Raw genomic sequence first — 734 nt, 5'->3', positions numbered from 1 at the left:
CATCAGGCCCGCGGCCTCGACCAGGGTGCTGGCGCTGTCCACGGCAACTATGCGCCGCGTGCAGATGGAACCGATATTCATTCGAATCTCCTTCAACGAGGGAACCGTGAAGCGCATCGAAGCCGCCCCGCCCCCCTGCGCACGAGGCGAACTGAAACAAGAAGGCCCGCCATCCCTTGCGGAGCGGCGGGCCTTGGTGAAGGTCCCCACCCTTGCGCCGTGGCGCGCGAGCGGTCTGAGGTTGCCTTCACCCCACGGCATCGGGCTGATGCCGCGAACTCCCCCTGCGGGGGAACCCTCACTTTTCACCTCCGGCACTTGGGTGTTTGCCTCCATCAGTTTGTTCACTCTAGTCGCGCTTGCGCGAAAGGGCTTGACGTGGATCAAGCCCATGCCCGTGGCCTTCAATCGATGGGATGAAGGTCCTCGACGAACCATGCGCCGGCCAGCCCGGCGACGACCTCTGCGCCCTACAGGTGCCGGCTTGACGGGTATCAAGACCCGGCCGGTCGCGCGCCTAGGCTGTGGGGACATCGAATCCAGGAGATGCTATGGATGCCTCCCTCCCGAAGGGGAATCAGAAGACTGGGGGTGGTGAGATGACGTCGAAGGCGGCGAGAGCAGTCGTTGGTCGCAGAGATCGAAGCTCGGCACGAGCGGGTGGACCCTCTGCTGGATACGGCATCAAAGTGCCCAAGGCGTGATAGACCAAGGTCTTCACAAACACCGCAGAG

The 734-nt window shown here is 63.5% G+C and carries 1 protein-coding gene; it reads right to left on the bottom strand.

What is annotated here, in order from left to right:
- The coding region (locus AC1DY5_RS57645; RefSeq protein WP_478123044.1) for a hypothetical protein at window positions 1-348 on the bottom strand (348 nt) is incomplete at its 3' end.
- Between the last annotated feature and the right edge of the window lie 386 nt (window positions 349-734).

The sequence above is a fragment of the Variovorax sp. P4_D9 genome, assembly GCF_056401695.1.
The sequence above is the reverse complement of the archived record's forward strand: the minus strand, read 5'-3'. Positions and strand labels throughout refer to the sequence as shown.